This window comes from Nocardia pseudovaccinii, from assembly GCF_050942345.1.
Lineage (GTDB): Bacteria > Actinomycetota > Actinomycetes > Mycobacteriales > Mycobacteriaceae > Nocardia > Nocardia pseudovaccinii.
The window spans coordinates 6,373,312-6,390,438 of record NZ_CP192074.1; the positions used below are offsets into that span (position 1 = coordinate 6,373,312).

The window sequence follows — 17,127 nt, forward strand, 5'->3', positions numbered from 1 at the left end:
AGATCAGCGACCGCCGTCGCGCGATCCAGTGCCGACGATCTCCTGGTGTACATCACCCGCATTGCCACGTCCTACCGCGGCGATAGGCCCCATGTACTCGAGTCCGACGACGAGGATGCGGCGACTTACTAGACCGTGACGCTTTCAGCGTCCCCGTGTCTACTCGCTGACCAGCAACGCGGCTTCCCGCGACGCACCCATCGGTGGGCCGGCGTGCCGGCGCCGATTCCCGCCGAAGCCACATTCTCATCAGACAGATCGGAAATGCATCCGTGAATCACATACCGTCCCCCGATCAGCGTCATGCCATCACCCCCCTGACCGAGGACGAAATCAAACAGGTCCGGGAACTGGTGGCCGCCAGTGGATTACTCACCGAATCCACGCGATTCGCCTACCTCGGACTCGACGACTGGCATCCAGAGGCGCGCACCCGGCGGGTATGCCGAGTCATGCTCCAGGATGTCAACAGCGGCAAGGCCATTGATGTATGGCTCGCTCTGACCGACGAAACCATCCTCACCACTCGCCATTTGGATCCCGCCATCGACGGCCAACTGCCCGTTCTGCTGAGCGAATTCGGTGTCGTGGAGGAAATTCTGGCAGCCGACGACCGGTGGCTGGCCGCGCTGGCAGCCCGTGGCGCGTCCGTCGAAAACGTGCGCGTAGCACCGCTATCCGCGGGTGTATTCGACTATCCCGACGAACACGGGCGCAGGATCCTGCGGGGCCTTGCCTTCCGCCAGGACTTCCCCGAAGACCACGTGTGGGCGCACCCGATCGACGGGTTGGTCGGCTTCGTCGATGTCACCCGCCGCGAAGTAATGGCCGTCATCGACAGCGGTCCCGTGGCGATCCCGGCACCGTCAGCGAACTACGACGACCCGGCATTCACCGGCCCGCCGCGCACCAGCCAACGCCCGATCCACATCACTCAGCCGGAAGGTCCCAGCTTCACCCTCGACGGAAACCACCTCGAATGGGAGAACTGGTCACTCGATGTCGGATTCGACCAGCGTGAGGGGCTGGTCCTGCACGCCATCGGGTTCCGCGACGGCGACCGAGTCCGTCCGATCATCGATCGGGCATCCATTTCCGAGATGGTCGTCAATTACGCCGACCCCTCCCCTATTCGCTCCTGGCAGAACTACTTCGATACCGGCGAATACCTGTTGGGTCGATCCGCCACATCGCTGGCGCTGGGATGCGACTGTCTGGGCGACATCACATACCTGGATGCCGTCCTGGCCGACGAGCACGGCGCGCCCACGGTCATCTCCAATGCGATCTGCATGCACGAAGAGGATCACGGCGTCTTGTGGAAACACACCGACCTGTGGACCGGATCCCGCGAAACCCGCCGCGATCGCCGCATGGTCATCTCGTTCTTCACCACCATCGGCAACTACGACTATGGCTTCTACTGGTACCTGTACCTCGACGGAGCCATCGAACTCGAAGTCAAGGCGACCGGCATCGTATTCCCCTCCGCCTACCCCGGCGGCGACTATCCCTACGCCACCGAAATGGCACCCGGCATCGGCGGCCCACTGCACCAGCACCTGTTCTGCGCACGCCTGGACATGGCGATCGACGGCCACACCAACACCGTGCTCGAACGCGAGGTCCAGCGAGTGCCCATGGGACCGGACAATCCACACGGCAACGCGTTCACCTACCGCACCACCGCACTGCGCACCGAAACAACCGCCCGCCGCAATGCGGACACCGGTGCCGGCCGCGTCTGGGATATCACCAACCCGAACTCCGCGAACCGACTCGGCCGTCCGGTGACGTATACGCTGCAGCCACAAGGCGGCCCGGCGTTGCTCTCCGATGACAAGTCCTCGATTCAACGGCGCGCCGAGTTCGCCACGAAGCACCTGTGGGTGACCCGCTATGACCCCGAACAGCGCTACGCCGCCGGCGACTATGTCAATCAGCATCCCGGCGGCGCAGGGCTGCCCGCCTTCGTCGCTGAGGACCGTGAACTGGAGTCCCAGCGGCTGGTCGTGTGGCACACCTTCGGCCTCACCCACGCCCCTCGAGTAGAGGATTGGCCGATCATGCCCGTCGACCGCGCCGGATTCCGCCTGATTCCCAATGGCTTCTTCGACCGCAACCCGACCCTCGACGTACCCCCGCCCGCCCCAGGACACTGCCATGTTCCCCCGGCAAGCTGCCATGAGTAGCACCGCTTTGCGCGACGAGCGTCTCGCGCGGACGCGGCACGCTGCCCCCACCTGGCTGCGTGGGGTGACCTCGTCGACCGCTCAGGGGGTGATGATCGCGGCGATGGTCGTGATGGCTTGTGACAACTCACCTTTGGTGATGCTGATGGTGTCGTTGACCAGTTTGACGACTCTGTTCTGGCTGACCACCGAACACAGACACGCCCGGCAGTCTCGCCTGTGTCTGTTCGATTTGGTGATGATGGTGATCCTGCCGCTCCTGACACTGCCGGCGCATCTCACAGCGGAGGCGGCACCGGCGCTCGAGGAGATCCCGGGTGGCCACCAGCACCACCATACGGTTGTCGCCTCCGGCTCGATGGCCGCTGTTGTGGCACTGGCGATCTGGGCAATCGGCCACGTCGTGATCGTGCGCCGCACCCGAATCAACCGGCTGGACCGATCGGTCAGCCTGGTGATGATCGGAGCTTCCGCCGCGATGCTCGCCGGCCTGTTCTGAGCCAGGACACCCGAACTCATAACCCGCACCCAGCTATCCAGGAGCCGACACATGGTCTCTTCCGCACCCACCGAATTCACCACCCAGCTCTACATCGACGGCAAATGGTCCGACGCGCAAAGGAATCTCGTCGACATCAATCCCGCAACCGGACAACAGATCACCGAGTTCGGAGCCGCCGACGCCGGCGATGTGCACAGCGCGGTCCAAGCCGCCCGCACCGCATTCGACAACCACTGGTCGCGATCCAAGCCGAGTGTGCGCGTGGACCTGTTGAACCGAATCGCCGATCTCTGTACCCGCGACGCCGGTGTGCTCGCCGGATTGGAAGCCCTCGATATCGGCAAACCCCTCGCACAGGCCGCAGGTCTCGACGTACCGATGGCGATCGCGACGTTCCGGCACTTCGCCGGATGGGCCGACAAGATCACAGGAAAGACGATCCCAACCGACGGGTACTTCGGCGCCGATACACTGTCATACACTGTCCGCCACCCGATCGGCGTGCTAGGCATCATCGTCCCCTGGAACAGCCCGCTGATGATCGCTGCCTGGAAAATCGCGCCCGCACTGGCCGCGGGTAACACCATCGTCGTCAAACCACCAGAAGACGCCCCCTTGTCTCTGCTGCACCTCGCTCGCCTGATAGACGAAGCGGGAGTCCCGCCCGGCGTGGTCAATGTCGTTGCCGGCCGCGGCGATATCGCCGGGGCCGCCCTCGTTGCTCACCCCGAAGTCGACAAGATCAGCTTTACCGGCAGCACGGCCGTCGGCACCACCATCCACCGCGAGGTCTCCGGCAGCATGAAACGCCTGACCCTCGAACTCGGCGGGAAAAGTCCGCAAATCGTGCTGCCCGATGCCGATCTCGACCGCGCATTGGCCGGTCTCAGCCTGGGACTGTTCGCCAACCAGGGCCAGGTTTGCGCAGCCGGCTCGCGCATCCTCGCCCACCGCAGCGTATACGCCGAGGTCGTCGATGGCCTCGAAGCTGCCGGACGGGCTCAGATCCTAGGCGACCCGTTCGACGACGCCACAACGATGGGGCCGCTGATCAACGAGCGCCAACGAAAGTCGGTGCTACGTCATGTCTCCGGTGCGGTGACCGAGGGCGCGCGTCTCGTCGTCGGCGGCACGACTCCAACGCTGCCTGGTTATTACGTGGAGCCGACGATTATCGCCGACGCGGTGAACACAATGGCCATCGCTCGCGAGGAAGTCTTCGGACCCGTCGGCTGCGTGATCGCCTTCGATACCGAGGAAGAGGCCATCGCGATAGCCAACGACACCGAATACGGTCTGGCCGCGACCATTTGGACCCAGAATCTGAGTACCGCCCATCGTGTCGCCGACGGTGTCAGAGCGGGGTCGGTCGCGGTGAACGGCTGGTCTCCCCTGGACCCTGCGCTACCTTGGGGCGGCGTCAAAGCCAGCGGCATCGGACGCGAACTCGGCCTGGCCGGTCTGCACGCCTGCACTGAGGAGAAAGTGGTCACCGTCGTGCTGTAAGGGCGCCGATCACCGCGAAGGGACATGAGGAGTCACGCGAACTCTGCGCTGAAACCTTTGCGCTCCAACCCAGCGTAGCTTGTGCCAGCCGCGGCGCTGAACCTGCGGATGCATGGGCTCGCCGCCCAGACCGGCCTGATCGGCGAAATGCGCGGGCGATCACGATGCTCGCTATCGAGATCGCCCGTGCAGCCGAGAACCCAACGCCGATCTCACCAAAGCTGTTGCGGCCGAACCGTTCAGCATTGAAGCCGCGCGACTCACTTACAGCACAGGCGGGAACGTGATGCGACTGATGATCAGCAATGAACTGCTCGCCGACGGCATCGACGAGCTGAGCGATGTGATCCGCAAGCTGCGGGTGCGCGGTGCCCACCGGCGTCGCTCCATCAGCGATGGTTCGAAACACCAATTACTGAACATATCGAGCAAGGACGATAGATGACGGTCGACGTGGCAGCACTGTTGAACCGAGGGCCAACGGGCCTGTTGATCGGTGGCACACAGGTGCCAGCCGAGGGAGGGCGCACTTTCCCGGTATACGATCCGGCCACCGGTTCGCTGCTGACAGAAGTCGCCGATGCGAGCGCAGCGGACGGTGCCCGGGCACTTGATGCCGCGGCGCGAGCCCAGGCCGCCTGGGCGGCGACGCCAGCCCGGCAGCGAGCGGAGATCCTGCGCCGGGCATGGGAATTGGTGACCGACCGGCGCGACGATTTCGCGCTGCTGATGACCCTGGAGATGGGTAAGCCGTTGGTGGAGGCGAGGAGCGAGGTCGACTACGGCGCCGAATTCCTGCGCTGGTTCAGTGAAGAGGCAGTGCGGGTCAACGGCCGTTATATGCCCTCGCCATCGGGGAACGGCCGGATTCTGGTCACCAAGCAGGCGGTCGGTCCGACGCTGGCGATTACCCCGTGGAACTTTCCACTGGCCATGGGAACTCGCAAGATCGCGCCCGCCTTCGCCGCCGGATGCACCATGGTCGTGAAACCTGCCGCCGAGACGCCGCTGACGATGCTGCTACTCGGACAGGCATTCGCCGACGCCGGCCTACCGCGGGGCGTGCTGTCGATCCTGCCGACCTCGGATGCGACCACACTCACCGACCCGATGTTCGCCGACGACCGGCTCCGCAAGATCACCTTCACCGGTTCGACCACGGTCGGAAAACTGTTGCTGGCCAAGGCCGCGAGGCGCGTGCTGCGCTCGTCGATGGAGCTCGGCGGCAACGCGCCGTTCGTGGTATTCGCCGACGCAGATCTCGATGCCGCGCTCGACGGGGCGATGGCGGCCAAGATGCGCAATGTCGGCGAGGCATGTACCGCCGCCAACCGCTTCCACGTAGACAACGCGGTGCGCCCGGAATTCACAGACCAACTCACCGAACGTATGCGAGCACTGCGAATCGGCGCAGGTTACCTCGATGGTTCCCAGGTCGGCCCGCTGATCAGTCAGAGGCAGCGAGCGATCGTAATGGAGTTGGTCGCCGATGCGGTCGCCAAAGGTGCCCGGATCACCACCGGTGGCACAGCGATCGAGGGATCCGGCTACTTCTACCCGCCGACCGTGCTCGCCGACGTGCCCGCCGACGCACGCATCCTGCGCGAGGAAGTCTTCGGTCCCGTGGCCGCGATTACCGGATTCGACGGCGAGGCCGAGGGCATCGCCGCCGCAAACGACACCGAGTATGGTTTGGCCGCCTACATTTACACCCGCGACCTCGATCGGGCGCTGCGTGTCGGGGATGCCCTGCAAGCCGGCATGGTCGGCATGAATCGTGGAATCATCTCCGATGTCGCAGCCCCATTCGGTGGGATAAAGCAGTCCGGTATCGGCAGGGAAGCCGGCAGCGAAGGCATCGACGAATATCTCGAGGTCAAGTACCTTGCCCTGCCATAGACGCTTGCGGAAAACTCTCCGGCAAGCGGTATCGCGTTCTGTCGCGCTGGCCGCAGACCGACCCGAGAGCGGCCCCCGCGTCACCATCAACGGTTTCGTACGTCGATGACCGAGCGCGTTCACGGTTGGCCGGTGGATTCACGGCTCTGGTCGAGGGTGGCGGCCCAGGTGGCGAGGAGTTTGAGGGCGTCGGCGGTGGGGGTGTTCGGGGGTGCGGTGTAGACGAGCATGGTGAGGCCGGGGTGGGCGGGGAATTCCATGGCCTCGAATTCCAGGTCGAGCCGTCCGACGACGGGGTGGTGGAGTTTCTTGTGTCCGGTGCGGTGGAAGCGCACGTTGTGGGCGGCCCAGCGCGTGCGGAATTCGTCACTGCGCGTTGATAGTTCACCGATCAGCTCGATGAGTTGACGGTCGTTCGGGTTGCGGCCCGCCTCGGAGCGCAGCATGGCGGCGATATCGTCGGCGGCGCGTTCCCAGTCGAGGAAGAAGTCGCGGGAAGCGGGGTCGAGGTAGGTGAAGCGGGCGGTGTTGGCGGGGCGGTGGGGGTCGGCGAGCAGCGGGGCGTAGAGGGCGCGGGCCAGGGCGTTGGTGGCCAGGTGGTCGTGGCGGGCATTGCGGATCCAGGCGGGTGCGTCGGTGATCGCGTCGAGCATGTGCTGGATGGCCGCGGTGACGCCGGTGCTCGTCTTGGAGCGGCGTTGCCGCGCGGGCGCGGGGACGGCGGCGCGGGCAAGGTCGAACAGATGGGCGCGCTCGGCTTCGTCGAGTTGGAGTGCGCGGGCGAGGTTGTCCAGAACGCTGTCGGAGGCGCCTGCGAGGTTGCCGCGCTCGAGGCGCACGTAGTAGTCGATGCTCATTCCGGCCAGGAGCGCAACTTCCTCGCGACGCAGTCCCTTGACGCGCCGGTTGCCGCCGAAAGCGGGCAGACCGGCCTGCTCAGGGGTCAGGCGAGAGCGACGCGAGGTGAGAAACTCCCGAACCTGAGCACGGTGGTCATCCATATCGTCAACGGTAGACGGATCGTGGCCGCTCGAGGGAGGTACTGCGATTACCTGGAACAGCGGTGACTCCCGTGGAGATTCCGGAGAGCGTGTACTGGGATCAGCCAGCCGACGACGCACCCGCCAAGACGATCGGCAAGCTGATAGCAATCTCGATCGAGCAGAGGAGCACGGTATGGAGCAGTTGATCAAGCAGGCGTCAGGAAGGGGTCCGGCCGAATGGTTCAGCGGTGACGTCTGGTTCGATCAGATCTACCGGGGCGAGGAACCCGCACGGGCGCGGGTCAACGCGGTGCATTTCGCGCCGTGCGCCCACACCGCGTGGCACACCCACACACTCGGGCAGACCCTGCACGTCACCGAGGGCATCGGACTGGTCGCCACCCGCGATGGGCAGGTCATCGTGATGCGACCGGGCGACACCGTCTACACCCCGCCCGGCGAATGGCATTGGCACGGAGCCACATCCGAGCACTTCATGACCCACCTGGCCATTTGGGACGGCACCGGCGATCCCGACCTCCCCGAAACCACCTGGGGCGAGCACGTCACCGACGACGAATACGCCCGCGCCCAACAACACCTCACCCGGCACTGACCCCGACACGATCCGGAGGATTCCCATGCGAGCCACCTACATGTACGGCGCCGGTGACGTCCGCGTCATCATCGTCCCCGACCCCGCCATCGAGCACCCCAACGACGCCGTGGTCCGCGTGGTGCGCAGCTGCATCTGCGGCTCGGACCTGCACCCGTACCACAACATGCCCACGACGCCCGAGGGCAAATCCATGGGCCACGAATTCGTCGGCATCGTCGAAGACATCGGCAGTGAGGTCCGAACAGTAAAGAAGGGCGACTTCGTCATCGCCCCGTTCGCCTGGTCGGACGGCACCTGCGACTTCTGCCGTGAAGGGCTGCAAACCTCCTGCCGCCACGGCGGGTTCTGGAACGCGGGCGATGTCCGCGGCGGCCAAGCCGAGGCCGTGCGGGTGCCGCTGGCCGACGGCACGCTCGTCCCGGTGCCGGTCGAGGAGAATTCGCCGCTGATTCCGTCGCTGCTGACCCTTTCCGATGTGTACGGAACCGGCTACTACGCGGCGGTTAAGGGCCGCGTCGGCGCGGACACCACCGTCACCGTCATCGGCGACGGCGCGGTCGGGCTAATGGCCGTGCTGTCCGCCAAACAGCTTGGTGCGCAACGGATCATCCTCATGGGGCGGCACAAGGACCGCACCGACCTCGGGCGTGAGTTCGGTGCCACCGACGTCGTCGCCGAACGCGACGCGGAAGGCATCGCCGCCGTGCGCGAACTGACCCGCGGCGACGGCACACACGTCGTCATCGAGGCCGTCGGGCATGTGCCCGCCTATGAGCAGGCCATCGGCGTCGTGCGCCCCGGCGGCGTGATCAGCCGGGTCGGCGTGCCCCAATACGAATCCGCCCCGGTCGGTTTCGGCAGCCTGTTCGGCGCCAACATCACTCTCACGGGCGGTCCCGCACCCGCGCGCGCCTACATCGACACGCTACTGCCAGGTGTCCTCGACGGCACCGTCGAGCCGGGCAAGGTGTTCGACCGAGAGATCGGCCTGGACGCCGTCCCCAACGGCTATCACGCCATGGACAACCGCGAAGCGCTCAAGATTCTCGTCCACCCCTGACCCCATCGACCGAATGAACCGCTCACCATCGAACGACATTGCCGAGACAGTCGGCATGAGCGCCCGCACGCTCCAGGACGGCTTCCGCCGCTACTACAACACGAAACCGATGGCATACCTGCGTGATGTACGACTGGTCTGTGCGGATCGATCTGCTGCAGGCCGATCCGACAACCGCCAGGGCAACCGATATCGCGATACGGTGCGGTTCCTACATCCGGGACATGTCTCGATTCTGTCCGCGATCCCCACGGCGAATCACCGTCGCAGAAGCTTCGGCTGAATGTGACCGCGCCGTCCTGAAAGATCCCACACCACAATGCAAATCCCCCGCCCGGAACCGGCCGGGGGCGACAAACGGATTCGGCGCGAGTACTCAGCGATTTACTACGTGACGTGGCTGCCACCGTCGCCGGTAGGACGTGGATCCTTCGACCGCGCGGATCAATTGAAGACGTGGGGGTGGGCCGTCGGTGCGACCGGTCGGTGGTTTGCGACTACCGGCGCGAAAGGGTGCAGGCCATTCCGCGGCCTCGCCGAGGTACCCCTGGTCGACCGCCGCATGCAGGGTCCATTGCGGATCCCACAGGTGAGCGCGGCCGATCGCCACAAGGTCGGCACGCCCGGCAACCAATACAGAGTTGACGTCGTCGTAGGTGGAGATGGCCCCGACCGCTACTACCGCGACGCCGTAGGGGACACCGATCTCCTGGCGGATCCGGTCGGCGAACGGTGTTTGATAGCTGCGTCCAAACGCGGGCTTCTCGTGTTTGACCACCTGGCCGGAGGACACGTGCAGCACGTCGGCACCGTGGTCGGCGAAGGCACGAGCGATTTCGACCGCGTCGTCGACCGTGTTGCCCCCCTCGGCCCAGTCGGTGGCCGAAATCCGTACCGACAGCGGCCGATCCGCCGGCCACACCGCTCGGATCGCATCGAAGACACGCAGCGGGAAGCGCAAACGGTTCTCGAGTGAGCCGCCGAATTCATCGGTGCGCTGGTTGGCCAGTGGTGAGAGGAACGACGAAAGTAGATACCCGTGAGCGCAGTGCAGTTCGACCAGGTCGAACCCGGCGCGGGCGGCGGCCTGAGCGGAATCGGCGAACTGTTCGGTGATCTCGTCCATCTCCCCGCGCGTGATCTCGCGTGGGCTGCGACTATCGGGTCCGTATGGGATGGCCGACGGGGCAATGGTGTCCCAGCCGCCGACCTCCAGCGGGTCGTCGATGCCGTCCCACATGACCTTGGTGGCGCCCTTTCGGCCGGAATGCCCCAGTTGCACACCGATCTTCGAGCGAGAATTGGCGTGCACGAAATCCACGATCCGAGCCCAGGCCCGCTCTTGTTCGGTGGTATAAAGCCCCGCGCAACCGGGGGTGATCCGCCCCTCCGGCGACACACACACCATCTCGGTCATCACCAGCCCGGCACCGCCGAGCGCCTTGCTGCCCAGGTGCACAAGGTGGAAGTCGGTGGGCACACCGTCGACGGCGGAGTACATGTCCATCGGCGAGACGAGGATCCGGTTGGGCAGTTCGATTCCCTTGAGCCGCAACGGATAGAACATCGGCGGACGGGTTTCGTCTCCGATAACTACCGCGTTTTCCGACGTATCATCCTGGATCGAGAGGTACCACCCGTCGATCCGGTTCACGAATCCGTTGTCACGCAGCCGCAGGTTGTCGTAGGTGATGCGGCGGCTGCGCGTGAGCAGATTGAAAGCGAACTGATCCGGCGCTTGATCGGTGTAGTGGCCGATAGCTTCGAACCACTCCAGGCTGGCCTGAGCCGCCCGCTGAGTGGACTCCACGACAGGTCTCCGCTCCTGCTCGTATGCTTCCAGTCCGGTTGCGACGGAGTCCTTTTCGTGCAAGCAGGCGGCGAGCGCGAGCGCATCTTCCATGGCCAGTTTCGTGCCCGAGCCGATCGAGAAGTGCGCGGTGTGCGCGGCATCGCCCATCAGCACGACATTGCCGTGCCGCCACGTCTGGTTGCGGACGGTGGTGAAGTCGATCCACCGCGAGTTGTTGGCCTGCAGACCGTGGCCGTCCAACTCGTCGGCGAAGATCTCCGCCAGCAGCGCGATGGACTTCTCGTCGCTCTCACCGGGCAGAAACGCACGGTCGCCGAAGGCGTCGAAACCGGCCTTCCGCCATACGGATTCGTGCATCTCGACGATGAAGGTGCTCTGCTCAGCACTGAATGGATAGCCGTGTACCTGCATGACCCCGTACGGGGTGTGCTTGATGAAGAACTCGAACGCCTCGAACACCCGGTCGGTGCCCAGCCACATGTACTTGTTGTGCCGCCGATCCAGATTCGGACCGAACACCTCCGCGAACCGGGTCCGCACCACGGAGTTGAGACCATCGGCCGCCAGCACCAGATCATGGGTGGCGGACAGCTCCTCCACTTCGGGTGCGAGCGTGCGGAAATGGATGGTGACGCCGAGATCGGCGCAACGCCGCTGGAGAATGCGCAGCAGCTCCTTGCGGCTCATCGCCGCGAAACCCTGGCCACCGGAGGTGCGGACCTCACCCTGGTAGTGAATATCGATGTCGCTCCAGCGTGCGAACTGCTCGCTCATCGCACCGTAGAACTGCTCGTCGGCGTGCTCGATGCCACCGAGGGTCTCATCGGAGAACACCACACCGAACCCGAAGGTGTCGTCGGGAGCATTGCGCTCCCAGATGGTGATGTCGTGGGTGGGATCTAGTTGTTTCATCAAGGCAGAAAAGTACAGCCCCGCGGGCCCTCCGCCGATCACTGCAATACGCATGAAAGCCTCACACTTCTGGGGTCGAAGTCGGTTCGAATTCAGTGAGCTGCCCGGTGGACTCGGCCAGGCCGAATTCGGGCAGCAGCCCGCCGCGTAAAACGGCGGCGATGTTGTCAGGCCACGGCAGCGAACCCCCGTCTTCCCCGGACACGTGGGCGATTGTCAGGAGGCCGCGTGCGGCGATCGTCGATGGTTCCGGCGGTGACGACCGCCTCACCGCGGGAATCCTGCTGATGACGAAGCCGTAGCGCAGCGAGGATCGGCCGACATGGTCCACCGACAGGTCGATGGAGGCGGTATCGCCGAACCAGAGGCGCTCGAGATAGTCGACTTCGTAACGCACTCGCGGAATCCGACCGAACAGCCAGCGCAGTCCGACTCGGTCGAGCAATGCGGCTTCGGCCGCCTCAACCCAGCGGACGACCGTGCTGTGGTGGTAGTGCCCGGCCGCATCGGTGTCCTGCCAGTCCACGACACGCTCGATCACAATGCCGGTCATCGCGCCCCCCAGTTCTCCCGCACCTTGAACCGCTGTAGCTCGCCGCTGGGATTGCGGGGCAGATCGAAGAGCAGATCGGGCCAGTCGGCTTCGGGCGGGAGATTGTCCTGGCAGAAGGTGCCTATATGAGCGGAGGGTGTGAGCATCAGGCTCGGCCCTTTCGAACTGGTGAGGCCATACGAACCTCATTGCTTCTATTTTATCGCCGTCGATGCCGCGCTAGGTTCTCAGGCCGCACCGAGCCGACGTCGTCAGGCCTGCTCGGAACCCAGCGCGGCCACGGCTTGAATCTCCACCAGCGCCCCGGGTTGCCAGAGCGCGGTGACACCGATTCCGGCCATCGCCGGATACACCTCGCCAACCAACTCGCGCCATAGCCGACCAATTTCCTTGGCGTGGCCCTGATAACCGGGAATGTCCAGAAGATAGATGGTCACCGACAGCAGATTCTGCGGCTTTCCACCCGCAGCCTCGAGCGCCGCGATCACATTGGCCAGCGCCTGCCTGAACTGGGCGACAATCCCGCCCTCGACGATCGTCCCCTCCGGCGTCAAGGCCGTCTGGCCTGCAAGATGAACGATGTCGCGGTACTGGGTTGCGTGGGCGAACCCAGAGGGTTTGGCCAACTTGGGCGGATTGATGTGGTCGACGAGCATGATCACCTCTTTCTCACAGAGACCCACCGGGCGGCGTGCCAATTCGAATCGATCCACGCAATAATATGCTGTTTGTTTGATTTCCGTCAAGAGAACGCTATATACATGTCCTCTGCGCCGGCGTTCGAAACCGCTGCCGAGCAACCCGGCCGAATCCTGGAGTCCGGGGATGCGCTTGCGACAGTTCTCTGCGACAACCACAGCAGTCACGCCGAAGTCAACCTCGACCGGCAGTGGTACGCGACGAACGCCGCCGACATCGGCGTCCTGCCGTCGAGTCCGGACTGGCGCTCGGTCCGACCACTGCCCGGCGAACAGCCGCCACCGGGCCGGCGGCACCAGGTAGTGACAGCACCGTCCAGGACCGCGCGCCATGGCCACAACAACCGCACCCCCATCGCCAAAGGTGGATCGATCCGCACCCGAATTCCCACGCTCATCACGAAATCCGCCGACACCCTCACTGCCCGGGACGCCGACATCGCTTTACCTGGCCCTGCCGAAACCGTGCTGTGCGACTGGATGCCGAACTCGCGATCGTCGTGGGCACCATCGTGCGCCGGGCCGATCGCGACACGGCGCGGGAGGCCATCGCGGGCCACACCGTCGCGAACGACTTCTCGGTACGCGGCTGGCAGCGAAAACCCCACAATGGTTGCAAGGCAAGCTATCGACGCCACTACTCCACTTGGTCCCGAGCTCGTAACGCCTGATGAAGTAGATCCGCGCGACGGCCCCCGCAGCGTCTGCCGAATCAACGGCACCAACGAGCAGACCAGATCCACCGACGACCTCGTCTTCGACGCGGCGGCGCCACTCTCCTGCATTTCGGCGTTCACCATGCTGCGCCCCCGAGACGTTGTTTTGACCGGCACAGCGGGGGTGTCGGCATCGCTGCGGCCCGCCGCACTACCTGCGCGCCAGCGACGTCGTCGAAACCGAAATCGAGGGCATCGGCAAGCTACACAACCGAATCACCCCGTCCTAAATGAGATCGAACCCGCTCGAGCGGGACGGAAAGGCGAACACGACAGCTGTGTCGGATGCGGAGTGTGCGACGCCAACGCGCATGCGGCCGTATCGCGTCCTTCTACACGTCGACGTCAGGCTCGAATCGCCACCTCGGCTTCGACCTCCACAGGATATCGAAAGGCAACTCTGCCACCGCGATGCCGCAGCGGGAGTGGGCTACCGCGCAGGGCCTCCACGACTGCACAATCAATCCACGCGAGTGAAACCAGGCGCTACGTCGGCGATGTCGAAGGCCCGTAGCCATCCACGGACCGGTCCAGATCCAACGGCAGGTGGCATATCGGCCGCAGCGCTGCGGTGGCGCGGGCCCTGGCTCGCGCGGTCGAAGCGTACGTCACCAGGAAGGCCGTCCTCAGTAGCAGGTATGCCCCGCGACTCCCGATGGGCGAGCGCTGGATTCTGAGAAAGGCGCCCATCACGTATTTCAGTCGCGGGAGGCAACATTGGTCCGGTTGGCCGGAATGATGCGCGCGGCCACAAAAGCGGCGACGAGCAGAAGCGCCACAGCTGTCGCAGTGGTGTATTGCATGGCCGTGGTGAACGAATGTCGTGCAGTTTCGAGAACCAGCCGACCCACATCCGTGGCAACATTGGTGGCCCGTGCAGCATTCGCGAGGGAATCTTCGGCAGCTCGGCGCATTGCATCAGGTGTCGCCGCCGGCAGATTTAATTGATGCCGGTACAGCGCGGTCTGCAGCGATCCCAAAACAGCGACACCCAGAGCCACGCCGAGTTCGTATGCGGTTTCCGATACTGACGAGGCTGCCCCAGCACGTGCTTTCGGGACCGCAGTGACCACGGCGTCGACCGATAGGGTCATCGTCAGACCTATGCCAACCCCGGCGACAACTAGCGACGTCATAATCATGGTGAACCCGGGCTGCCCCGCGACGAGTGCGAGCATGCCGAGGCCAGCCGCGGCGACGGCCAGGCCGAGACCGATTGCAGGCCCCGTGCCGACTCTCGCAACTACCGGTCCTGCAACGGCAATAACGCCGATGGAAGCGACGACCGACGGGAGCTCGACCAAGCCTGCCTGCAGCGGACTGAGCCCCCGGACAAGCTGCAGAAACTGTGAGAAAAAGTACAGTAGCCCGGTGAAAGCGAAGATCGCCAGTGTGTTGGTTATGACGGCGCCCGAGAAGGCCGGGACACGAAACAGACTTACATCTACCAGTGGACTGGTGAGGCGCCGCTGGCGATGAACGAACGCGAGGCCGGCCACCACGCCGAAGGACGCGCTCACAACGACTGTCGGATCGATGCCCACGTTTACCGCGTGTTTGAGCGCATAGACGATGGGGGTGATCGCCAAAAAGGACAACGCTGCCGACAGGAGGTCCACGCGCGGATTGTCAGAATTTTTCGATTCGGGCAGCAAGATCGCCCCACCGATCACAACCAATGCGACGATCGGGACGTTTATCAGGAATACAGAACCCCACCAGAAGTGCTCGAGCAGTAGCCCACCCACCAACGGACCAAGTGCAGCACCGCCCGTGATGCCCGCTGACCATATCGCGATGGCGCGAGTACGTTGCGCAGGCACATCGAAGAGGTTACGAATGATCGACAAGGTCGACGGCATGATTGTGGCGCCGCTGATACCTAGCAGTACGCGGGCCGCAATCAAGACCTCCGCCGACCCGGCAAAAGCAGCGATAGCAGAGGCCGCAGCAAAGCCCACGCTTCCCAACAGTAGAAGCCGCCGGCGACCTATCCGGTCAGCCAGGTTACCCATGGTGACCAAAAGACCCGCAAGCGTGAACGAGTAGATGTCGCCAATCCACAGCAACTGCGATGATGTGACGCTCAAATCAGCGGTTAACGACGGTATCGCCAAGATCAAAACTGTGGCATCCACCGCGAGCAGTGACACCGCCAGAATTAGAACCGCGAGGGCAGCCCACTCGCGCCTGCCCGCACCGCGCACTTCTTCGACCATGCGGGCTACTGTACCGACCGTATGGTCGGCAGTACAATCTGCTCGGGAGGTAACATGGATCGCGCAGAGATTTCTAATTTTCCGACATCACTCGAGGCCTCTCATCGGAGGAACACTGAGCGGACTCGACGGGCAGTGCTCGACGCCGCGACAAGGGCAATGATCGAGCAGGGCGCTGGCGTTTCGATTGCAAAGATCGCCGAGGCCGCTGGTGTGTCGAAGAGCGGCCTTCTGCATCATTTCTCCAGCAGAGAAGCCCTGGTCGTCGCTGTAGTCGAGGACGCCAACGAACAGTTCCGAACCAGGGCGATCTCCAACCTCGACCTCAGCGAAAACCATCCTGGAAAGATGCTGCGGGCTTACATCCGGACTGTATGTAGTCCAGAGCACTCCGCCGAGTACATGGCAAGTATGGCATTGTGGGCGGGAATCGGATCGGTGCCCGCTGCTGTCAAAGCAGTGCGCGATGATGCCGCATGGTGGGGCCAGCAGTTCATTCTCGACGGCCTCAACGGTGAACTCGCCCATATAGTCCAGCGAGCAGCGGAGGGCCTCGCCACTGCCTACGCCTACGGCGATGAGACCGATGACAGCTTGACCCATGCCCGTGGCTACCTCCTCACGATGACACAGCCAGAAACCGGCAATGCCACAAAACAGTAGCGCTCCCACGCGCTGGCGCTCGGCGTCGCCGTTTGCGACCGAGCAGCGCAAGTACGCAAATACGAACACCCGCTCAAGCGGATCAGCTGAAATGCCGCCGTACAGATGCGCAGCGCTGGGCGTAGGTCGGTTCCCCGAGTGGAGGAGCACAAACCGGCCAAGTGCTCAACATCTCCGCCGCGGCACAGGCGATCGGCATGGAGAACCGAGCGCCGATAACTACCTGCGGCGACCGGAGTCCGTCTTCCCCGTCTACCAACTGCCAGTCCGGTGAACAACTCTCGGATCCAGAGTGGCACGCCAGCCGAAACTCATCTGGTCGACTCAGGCGTCGCCGCATATGGCGCACGGGACTGGCCCCCGAATGATCGCGCTAGCCAATCTCGCGGCGCTTTCTGAGTACGGCCACCTCATCGAGACTTTCGCCGTCGGGGGAGATCCTAGACCGCCCGGAATCCGCTCGACGACCAGCAGGCCCTGCTCGGACCGGCGCTGCCGGGCGATCGCCGCTACCTCGCGCTGCTGGTCGAGGTGAGCTTGTTGGGGGTCCGGGAGCATCCGCGAGAAAAGTCACGCTAAGGAGTTACCGCAGATAGTGGCATACTATGTGCGCTGGCCCGTATTTCATCCGATGAATGATTGTGCGGGCCAATGGGTTTGGGTTATGAGCTGCGAGGATTCGGCGATTGCAGCCTTGCGGTGGTGGTCGGACTTGTGATGTAGCCAGGGCTGTGATCAGCCCCTTTCTGGTGGACCTATCATCTGATGAAACGAATCCTTCGGCAGATGTTG

The 17,127-nt window shown here is 64.1% G+C and carries 17 protein-coding genes; 11 read left to right on the forward strand and 6 right to left on the reverse strand.

From position 1 onward, the window contains the following. Positions 1-272 precede the first annotated feature (272 nt). The 5 genes from ACQPZ2_RS28765 (at position 273) to ACQPZ2_RS28785 (ending at position 6,099) form a co-directional block, all read left to right on the forward strand. Complete coding sequence (locus ACQPZ2_RS28765; protein ID WP_433521319.1) at positions 273-2,192, forward strand: primary-amine oxidase; 1,920 nt, start codon at positions 273-275, stop codon at positions 2,190-2,192. A 91-nt stretch (positions 2,193-2,283) separates the two neighbouring features. After that, the gene (locus tag ACQPZ2_RS28770) at positions 2,284-2,691 is read left to right on the forward strand and encodes a hypothetical protein (RefSeq protein ID WP_433521320.1); all 408 of its coding nucleotides are present in this window, start codon (positions 2,284-2,286) and stop codon (positions 2,689-2,691) included. A gap of 51 nt (positions 2,692-2,742) precedes the next feature. Beyond that, positions 2,743-4,200: an aldehyde dehydrogenase family protein gene (locus ACQPZ2_RS28775; RefSeq protein WP_433521321.1), complete on the forward strand. Its 1,458-nt coding sequence runs from the start codon at positions 2,743-2,745 to the stop codon at positions 4,198-4,200. A gap of 295 nt (positions 4,201-4,495) precedes the next feature. Beyond that, on the forward strand, positions 4,496-4,645 hold the full coding sequence (locus ACQPZ2_RS28780; RefSeq protein ID WP_433521322.1) for a hypothetical protein: 150 nt from the start codon (positions 4,496-4,498) through the stop codon (positions 4,643-4,645). Continuing rightward, entirely contained in the window at positions 4,642-6,099 is a 1,458-nt protein-coding gene (locus tag ACQPZ2_RS28785; RefSeq protein WP_433521323.1) for an NAD-dependent succinate-semialdehyde dehydrogenase, read from the forward strand. The genes ACQPZ2_RS28780 and ACQPZ2_RS28785 overlap by 4 nt, the downstream gene beginning before the upstream one ends. 119 nt (positions 6,100-6,218) lie before the next feature. On the opposite strand, the gene ACQPZ2_RS28790 is transcribed toward ACQPZ2_RS28785, so the two are convergent. Further along, positions 6,219-7,100, reverse strand: coding sequence for a helix-turn-helix transcriptional regulator (locus tag ACQPZ2_RS28790; protein ID WP_433521324.1), 882 nt, complete (start codon positions 7,098-7,100; stop codon positions 6,219-6,221). Positions 7,101-7,162: 62 nt separating this feature from the next. Here ACQPZ2_RS28790 and ACQPZ2_RS28795 point away from each other — a divergent pair, with 62 nt between their 5' ends. From ACQPZ2_RS28795 to ACQPZ2_RS28805, 3 genes are read left to right on the forward strand one after another with little or no spacing between them, the layout of a single operon-like run. Further along, positions 7,163-7,288 (forward strand): hypothetical protein, encoded by a 126-nt coding sequence (locus ACQPZ2_RS28795; protein WP_433521325.1) that lies wholly within the window; start codon positions 7,163-7,165, stop codon positions 7,286-7,288. Then, positions 7,276-7,698, forward strand: coding sequence for a (R)-mandelonitrile lyase (locus ACQPZ2_RS28800; RefSeq protein WP_433521326.1), 423 nt, complete (start codon positions 7,276-7,278; stop codon positions 7,696-7,698). The genes ACQPZ2_RS28795 and ACQPZ2_RS28800 overlap by 13 nt, the downstream gene beginning before the upstream one ends. A 25-nt stretch (positions 7,699-7,723) precedes the next feature. Beyond that, entirely contained in the window at positions 7,724-8,761 is a 1,038-nt protein-coding gene (locus ACQPZ2_RS28805; protein ID WP_433521327.1) for a zinc-binding dehydrogenase, read from the forward strand. Between the two features lie 376 nt (positions 8,762-9,137). Here ACQPZ2_RS28805 and ACQPZ2_RS28810 read toward each other — a convergent pair whose 3' ends face one another. The 4 genes from ACQPZ2_RS28810 to ACQPZ2_RS28825 all read right to left on the reverse strand — a co-directional run bounded on the left by ACQPZ2_RS28810 (position 9,138) and on the right by ACQPZ2_RS28825 (position 12,785). Then, positions 9,138-11,540, reverse strand: a complete 2,403-nt coding sequence (locus tag ACQPZ2_RS28810; RefSeq protein WP_433521328.1) for a bifunctional salicylyl-CoA 5-hydroxylase/oxidoreductase — start codon at positions 11,538-11,540, stop codon at positions 9,138-9,140. A 7-nt stretch (positions 11,541-11,547) separates the two neighbouring features. Then, positions 11,548-12,039, reverse strand: coding sequence for an acyl-CoA thioesterase (locus ACQPZ2_RS28815; protein ID WP_433521329.1), 492 nt, complete (start codon positions 12,037-12,039; stop codon positions 11,548-11,550). Further along, entirely contained in the window at positions 12,036-12,185 is a 150-nt protein-coding gene (locus ACQPZ2_RS28820) for a hypothetical protein (protein ID WP_433521330.1), read from the reverse strand. The genes ACQPZ2_RS28815 and ACQPZ2_RS28820 overlap by 4 nt, the downstream gene beginning before the upstream one ends. A 105-nt stretch (positions 12,186-12,290) precedes the next feature. Beyond that, positions 12,291-12,785 (reverse strand): RidA family protein, encoded by a 495-nt coding sequence (locus ACQPZ2_RS28825; RefSeq protein ID WP_433521331.1) that lies wholly within the window; start codon positions 12,783-12,785, stop codon positions 12,291-12,293. 422 nt (positions 12,786-13,207) lie between these two features. Between ACQPZ2_RS28825 and ACQPZ2_RS28830 the strand changes: the two genes are divergently transcribed. Continuing rightward, a complete protein-coding gene (locus tag ACQPZ2_RS28830; RefSeq protein WP_433521332.1) occupies positions 13,208-13,408 on the forward strand; it encodes a fumarylacetoacetate hydrolase family protein in 201 nt (66 codons plus the stop codon). Then, positions 13,347-13,967 carry a fumarylacetoacetate hydrolase family protein gene (locus tag ACQPZ2_RS28835; RefSeq protein ID WP_433521333.1) on the forward strand — a complete coding sequence of 207 codons (621 nt, stop codon included), beginning with the start codon at positions 13,347-13,349 and terminating at the stop codon, positions 13,965-13,967. Before ACQPZ2_RS28830 ends, ACQPZ2_RS28835 begins: the two co-directional genes overlap by 62 nt. 184 nt (positions 13,968-14,151) lie before the next feature. Here the strand turns inward: ACQPZ2_RS28835 and ACQPZ2_RS28840 are convergent, their stop codons facing one another. After that, positions 14,152-15,672, reverse strand: a complete 1,521-nt coding sequence (locus ACQPZ2_RS28840; RefSeq protein WP_433521334.1) for an MFS transporter — start codon at positions 15,670-15,672, stop codon at positions 14,152-14,154. Between the two features lie 135 nt (positions 15,673-15,807). Between ACQPZ2_RS28840 and ACQPZ2_RS28845 the strand changes: the two genes are divergently transcribed. Continuing rightward, positions 15,808-16,335 carry a TetR/AcrR family transcriptional regulator gene (locus tag ACQPZ2_RS28845; protein WP_433521335.1) on the forward strand — a complete coding sequence of 176 codons (528 nt, stop codon included), beginning with the start codon at positions 15,808-15,810 and terminating at the stop codon, positions 16,333-16,335. Positions 16,336-17,127 lie beyond the last annotated feature (792 nt).

Coding starts and splice junctions, on each gene's coding strand:
- ACQPZ2_RS28770 (WP_433521320.1), top strand. CDS start 2,284: ATGATCGCGGCGATGGTCGTGATGGCTTGTGACAACTCACCTTTGGTG.
- ACQPZ2_RS28775 (WP_433521321.1), top strand. CDS start 2,743: ATGGTCTCTTCCGCACCCACCGAATTCACCACCCAGCTCTACATCGAC.
- ACQPZ2_RS28780 (WP_433521322.1), top strand. CDS start 4,496: ATGATCAGCAATGAACTGCTCGCCGACGGCATCGACGAGCTGAGCGAT.
- ACQPZ2_RS28785 (WP_433521323.1), top strand. CDS start 4,642: ATGACGGTCGACGTGGCAGCACTGTTGAACCGAGGGCCAACGGGCCTG.
- ACQPZ2_RS28790 (WP_433521324.1), bottom strand. CDS start 7,100: ATGGATGACCACCGTGCTCAGGTTCGGGAGTTTCTCACCTCGCGTCGC.
- ACQPZ2_RS28800 (WP_433521326.1), top strand. CDS start 7,276: ATGGAGCAGTTGATCAAGCAGGCGTCAGGAAGGGGTCCGGCCGAATGG.
- ACQPZ2_RS28805 (WP_433521327.1), top strand. CDS start 7,724: ATGCGAGCCACCTACATGTACGGCGCCGGTGACGTCCGCGTCATCATC.
- ACQPZ2_RS28810 (WP_433521328.1), bottom strand. CDS start 11,540: ATGCGTATTGCAGTGATCGGCGGAGGGCCCGCGGGGCTGTACTTTTCT.
- ACQPZ2_RS28815 (WP_433521329.1), bottom strand. CDS start 12,039: ATGACCGGCATTGTGATCGAGCGTGTCGTGGACTGGCAGGACACCGAT.
- ACQPZ2_RS28820 (WP_433521330.1), bottom strand. CDS start 12,185: ATGCTCACACCCTCCGCTCATATAGGCACCTTCTGCCAGGACAATCTC.
- ACQPZ2_RS28835 (WP_433521333.1), top strand. CDS start 13,347: ATGGTTGCAAGGCAAGCTATCGACGCCACTACTCCACTTGGTCCCGAG.
- ACQPZ2_RS28840 (WP_433521334.1), bottom strand. CDS start 15,672: ATGGTCGAAGAAGTGCGCGGTGCGGGCAGGCGCGAGTGGGCTGCCCTC.